This is a genomic window from Actinomadura formosensis NBRC 14204 (genome assembly GCF_001552155.1).
In the GTDB taxonomy this organism is placed as follows: domain Bacteria; phylum Actinomycetota; class Actinomycetes; order Streptosporangiales; family Streptosporangiaceae; genus Spirillospora; species Spirillospora formosensis.
This window is the reverse complement of the sequence record NZ_BCQQ01000220.1, coordinates 1-5,540: the sequence shown is the minus strand read 5'-3', so window position 1 is coordinate 5,540 and position 5,540 is coordinate 1. Positions and strand designations below refer to the sequence as shown.

The window sequence follows — 5,540 nt, the reverse complement described above, 5'->3', positions numbered from 1 at the left end:
TCGGTCCTTCAGGGCCGAGTAGTTGACAGGCGGCGCAGGAGCAGGGCCAGGCCGGTGATGGGGGTGATCACCAGGAAGTACACCGCCCACATGATCAGGTACGGGTTCATCCATCCGACGTCCTGGTGCTCGCCGCGTTCCCCGACGCAGTACATCGTGTAGTTGGTGCCGCCCCTGCCGGCCCGGTAGGCGACGATGAACGGGTCGGTGTAGGGGGCGTCGCAGAGGAAGTGAGCCGTCCAGCGAACCTGGCCCGGCGCGATCACTGTGCTGAGCAGCGTCAGCATCGCTGAGGCGAATGCGCACACGACCAATACGCTGAGGATCTGCGCAGCGCGGTTCTTGCTCATTTCCGTGTCACCTTGAGGAACTGTCCGTCCGCCTTGAAGGTCACCACGGCGTCCGTGCGGGGAGACGAGACGGCGACGCTGATCTCCGGGGCGGCGCCGGCGCGGCTCACCTCCACCGAATCGACGTGGCCGTCCGTCCTGACCAGCGCCGTGTCCACGAGTTTCTCGACGTTGCCGAGGGCGGTCACGTCCTTGATGGGGAAGGCCATGCGGTCCAGGTCGTCGTGCGCGCTGACCTTCACCGGTGACCGGTCGCCGAGACCCTCCTCGGTGTAGGTGAACTCATCGAGCCGGTCCGGATGCCGCGGGTCGCGGACGCGTGCGGTCAGGCTGGCGTCCGGTGACTTGAGGGTGAGCGCGGTGAGGCTCAGGTCCTTCGACCGGTATTCAACGGCCAGGGCGTCCATCGCGTCCCGCACGAGCGCCGTGGTGAGGCCGCCGCCGCGAATCCGTATCTGCCTGTGGAACTCGTCGACGGGCGTCGCGCCGCAGGCGGTGGTCGCGGTCACCAGTGCCAGGGCCGTCGCCAGGCGGGTGGCCGGGCGGCCAAAAAGGGACATCGCGTGATCTTAGCCGGAGTCGTCCGAAATCTCGCTTATGTCCCCCTGACCGGAACCGGACTCCGCGGCGGGTCCTGAAACCCGGGTGAAACCGGGCTGAAGGCGGGGGCGCGCAGGCTGTGCCGCATGAACACAGAGGCGAGGCAGACGGCGATCCATGTGGCCGGGCTGCGGAAGGCGTTCGGGGAGAAGACCGTCCTCGACGGGATCGATCTCACCGTGCCGCGCGGGACGGTGTTCTCGCTGCTCGGCCCCAATGGGTCGGGGAAGACGACGATGGTGCGGATCCTGTCCACGCTGATCCGCGCGGACGGTGGCGAGGCGCGGGTCGCCGGGCGCGACCTGGCGCGGGACCCCGACGGGGTGCGCAAGGCGATCGGGGTGACCGGACAGTACTCGGCGGTGGACGGGCTGCTGACCGGGCGCGAGAACCTGATCCTGATGGCGGACCTGCACCATCTCGGCAAGGCCGCGGGGCGCCGCGCCGCGGACGGGCTGCTGGAGCGGTTCGACCTGGTGGAGGCCGCGAACAAGACGGTCGCCACCTATTCGGGCGGGATGCGGCGCAGGCTCGACATCGCGATGACGCTGATCGGCGGCCCGCGGATCATCTTCCTGGACGAGCCGACGACCGGCCTCGACCCGCGCAGCCGGCGGACGACGTGGGAGATCGTCCGCGGCCTGGTGCGGGACGGGGTGACGATCTTCCTGACCACGCAGTACCTGGAGGAGGCGGACCAGCTCGCCGACAGGATCGCGGTGCTGGACGGCGGCCGGCTCGTCGCCGAGGGGACGTCCGGGGAGCTGAAGCGGCTGGTCCCGGGCGGGCACGTCCGGCTGCGGTTCCACGATCTGGCCGGCCTCGACGCGGCGGCCCGCGTCCTCGGCGTGACCGCCCGCGACGACGACGCGCTCTGCCTGCAGGTGCCCGGCGACGGCGGTGTCCGGTCGCTGCGGGCGCTGCTCGGACGGCTGGAGGACGCGGCGGTCGAGGTCGGCGAACTGTCCGTGCACACCCCCGACCTCGACGACGTCTTCCTCGCCCTCACCGGCGAGAACGAGAACGAGAAGGTGACCTCGGCATGACCACGCTCACGACCGCGGCGGTGGACTCCGCGACGATGCTGCGCCGCAACCTGCGGCACGCGCTGCGCTACCCGTCCCTGACGATCGGCGGGATGATGATGCCGATCACGATCCTGCTGCTGTTCGTCGGCGTGTTCGGCAACGCGCTCGGCGCGGGCGTGGGCGGCCCGGCGAAGGGCGACTACATCACCTATGTGGCGCCCGGGATCATCCTGATGGCGGTCGCGTCCGGGTGCCTGTCCACGTCGGTCGCCGTCTGCACGGACATGACCGAGGGCATCGTGGACCGGTTCCGGACGATGGGGATCGCGCGGGCGTCCCTGCTGACCGGGCACGTGGTGGGCAGCATGATCCAGACGTTGATCAGCACGGCCGCGGTGATCGGGATCGCGGTCGCGATGGGTTTCCGGACGCATGGCGGGGTGGCCGACTGGCTCGCCGCCGCCGGCCTGCTGGTGCTGCTCACGTTCGCGCTGACCTGGGTGGGCGTCATGCTCGGGCTGCTGGCGAACAACCCGGAGGGCGCGAGCAACACGCCGCTGATCGTCCAGTTCCTGCCGTTCGTCGGCAGCGCGATCGTCCCGCCGGAGTCGATGCCGGCCGGGGTGCGGTGGTTCGCCGAGTACCAGCCGTTCACCCCGATCATCGAGACGCTCCGGGGGCTGCTGGTGGACGCGCCGGACGGGCATGACGCGGTCGCCTCCGTGGCATGGTGCGCGGGGCTCGCGGCGGTCGCCTACGCGTCCTCCAAGGCGCTGTTCAACCGGAAGGCGCCCCGGTAGCGAGCGCACGCGCGGCGTCCAGCAGCCCGGCACGGCCCAGGCCGGCGTACTCCGCCACCGCGGCGGAGTACGCCGGCTCGTCGGCGTCGAGGGCCGCGCGGCGGGCGGCGGCGGGGGACATCGTCGGCTGGAACGACCGGATGAAGTGCATCCGCTCCGCGAGCGCGATCCGCCGCGCGGCACGGGAGCGGTCGCCGTCGGCCATGGCGAGCGCCAGGAGCAGACCGCCGCAGATCGGCAGGTCCATGAAGTACGACGGCATGGGGAGCGGGGGTTCGGCGAGCAGCGCCGAGAGCTTGGCGGGCAGCCCGGCGGCGATGTCCTGGACGAGGTCGAGGCGCCCGTGCCGCGCGTGGGCGACGACCGTGACGGAGTGGGCCTCCAGCGTCCACGGGTCGAGGCCGGGCCCCGGGCCGGGGATCTCTTCGTCGGCCAGGCCGCGCACGGCCTCGCGCCACAGCCGCAGGCCGGTCTCGACGTCACCGCGTCCGAGGGCGATCTCGGCGCGTGAGCCGAGGTCGAACGTGGCCGTGCCGGAGAACTCGTCCTGGCCGTGCGCGGGCGACCGGTCGAGCCAGTGCTCCGCCTCGTCGTACTCGCCGAGGTGCAGGCAGACGGCCGCGAGCGCCCACAGCAACCCGAACATGTCGGGCCATCCGTACCGGTTGAGCACGTCCAGGGCGACCCGCAGGTGATGCTTGGCCCGTGCTCCCCGGTCGAGCTGCATCAGCAGTTCGCTGAGCCGGGAGTGGGCGATCAACCGCAGCCACGGCGTCCGCGGCGTGTCCGCCAGCGCCGTCATCGCCTCCGCGGCGGCCAGCGCCCCCTCCAGGTCGCCGTCCCGCTCGCGGAGGTAGCCGGCGATGCAGTTCGCGAGGGCCGAGAGCGGCGGCTGATCGCTCGCGCACATCCGGCGCAGCGCCGCGCCGTCCGGGTCCAGGATCGCGGGCACGGAGCCCATCACGATCGCCCCGGCCCGGATGAGGCTGGTCGGCGGGGCGGGCGGCAGGCGGCGCAGCGCGACGAGCGCACGCGTCGGCCGCGGGCCCTTCAGCATGAACGTCGTCAGGACGCTCAGGGTGAGGGCCGTCCGGGTGACCTCGACGTCGTCGGGGCCCGGACGGAACCGGCTCAGCGGCCCGGCGGTCTCCTCGGCCAGGACGATCATCCGGCCGTAGGCGGACTCCAGCGTCCACAGGCCGGCCAGCACCGCCGTCACGGCCGCCACCGCCGGGACGTCTCCCCTGGCGAGGCCGTGGCGGAGCGCCTGCACGAGGTTGTCCTGCTCGGCGCGGACCCGCTCCCAGGGGGCGGAGGGATCGTCCCCGAACAATGCCTCGTGGTGCGCGGTGCCGAAGTCGCGTGCCCAGGCCAGCAGCCCGCCGACCGCGCGGTCCGTCTCCCCTTCGGCCTCCCGGTGGGACGCGCTGAACTCCCGGACGCTCTCCAGCATCCGGAACCGCGCGCCCCCGCCGTCCTCGGTCATGGACAGCAGCGACTGGCCGACGAGATCCTCCAGGACGTCCAGCACGTCGGCGCCGTCCAGCAGATGGCGGGCCGCGTCCGCGGTGAACCCGCCGGAGAAGACCGACAGCGACCGCATCGCCGCCCGGCCGGACGGCGACAGCAGGTTCCAGCTCCAGTCGACGACGGCGTGCATCGTCCGGTGCCGGGACGGCGCGTCGCGCGTGTGCGAGCGCAGCAGGGCGAACCGGTCGTCCAGGCCGCGGGCGATCTCCGGCACCGACATGACCCGGACGCGCGCCGCCGCCAGTTCCACCGCGAGCGGCAGCCCGTCCAGCTGCCGGCACAGCTCCGCCACCGCGCCCGCGGGCAGGCCGGCGCCGGGACGCGCCGCCGACGCGCGCTGCCGGAACAGCTCGACGGCGGTCGGCAGGTCGAGGGCGGGCAGCGGATACACCGACTCCGACGACAGGCCCAGCGGTGCGCGGCCGGTGGTCAGCACCCGCAGGTCCCGCGTCATCGACACCAGCGCGCCGACGAGTTCGGCGACGCCGTCCACGACGTGTTCGCAGTTGTCGAGGACGAGCAGGACCGGCCCCGGCCCGAGCGCCTCCACGATCCCGCCGAGCGGGCCGCCCGGCCGTATCGGCGCCCGCCGGGACTCGCCGACGCCGAGAACGGAGGCGACCTCGCCCGCCACGTCCCCGTCCCGGGCGACCCCCGCGAGCGCCACGACGTGCACCGCGCGCTGCGGGGCCTCACGCGCCACCGTGTTCGCCAGCCGGGTCTTGCCGAGCCCGCCCGCCCCCACGATCGAGGTGACGCGTGACGTGCGCAGCAGGTTCAGCACGGCGGTGAGGTCGCCGGCCCGCCCGAGCAGCGGGTTCGGCTCGTGCGCGGCACCGCGCCGGACGGCGGGCGCCTCGGCGCGCAGCAGCTCCTGCTGGACGCCGCGCAGCGCGGCACCCGGATCGGTGCCGAGCGAATCGCGCAGCGACCGCCGGTACGCCTCGAACCGGGCGAGTGCCGCGGACGGCCCCGCCACCGCGGCCTCGCAGCGCAGCAGCTCGGCGAGGACCTCCTCGTCGCGTGGATACTCGCGGGCCGCGCCGGTGAGCGCGTCGAACCCCTCCGCGTGCCGGCCGAGCCGCGCCAGGGCCAGCGCGCGGGCACGGCGCAGCGTCCGGTACGTCGCGGCCCGCTCGGCGCGCAGGCGCGACAGCGGGTCGTCCCCGGGCTCCGGCTCCGGCGGCCCGTCCCACAGCGCGAGCCCCTCCTCGGCCGCGGCGAGCGCGCCC

At 73.5% G+C, this 5,540-nt stretch carries 5 protein-coding genes; 2 read left to right on the top strand and 3 right to left on the bottom strand.

The annotated features are described in order from the left end of the window. Positions 1–8 precede the first annotated feature (8 nt). On the bottom strand, positions 9–350 hold the full coding sequence (locus tag AF1_RS31615; protein WP_067807813.1) for a hypothetical protein: 342 nt from the start codon (positions 348–350) through the stop codon (positions 9–11). Further along, a complete protein-coding gene (locus AF1_RS31610) occupies positions 347–910 on the bottom strand; it encodes a hypothetical protein (RefSeq protein ID WP_067807810.1) in 564 nt (187 codons plus the stop codon). The genes AF1_RS31615 and AF1_RS31610 overlap by 4 nt, the downstream gene beginning before the upstream one ends. Positions 911–1,036: 126 nt before the next feature. On the opposite strand from AF1_RS31610, the gene AF1_RS31605 reads away from it, so the two are divergent. Together AF1_RS31605 and AF1_RS31600 are read left to right on the top strand one after the other, a co-directional pair. Beyond that, complete coding sequence (locus AF1_RS31605; RefSeq protein ID WP_067807807.1) at positions 1,037–1,996, top strand: ATP-binding cassette domain-containing protein; 960 nt, start codon at positions 1,037–1,039, stop codon at positions 1,994–1,996. Beyond that, positions 1,993–2,778, top strand: a complete 786-nt coding sequence (locus AF1_RS31600) for an ABC transporter permease (protein ID WP_067807804.1) — start codon at positions 1,993–1,995, stop codon at positions 2,776–2,778. Before AF1_RS31605 ends, AF1_RS31600 begins: the two co-directional genes overlap by 4 nt. Here AF1_RS31600 and AF1_RS31595 read toward each other — a convergent pair. After that, positions 2,756–5,540: ATP-binding protein (locus AF1_RS31595; RefSeq protein ID WP_067807800.1), on the bottom strand; the 2,785-nt coding region annotated here is incomplete at its 5' end. The two genes, AF1_RS31600 and AF1_RS31595, sit on opposite strands and share 23 nt — an antisense overlap.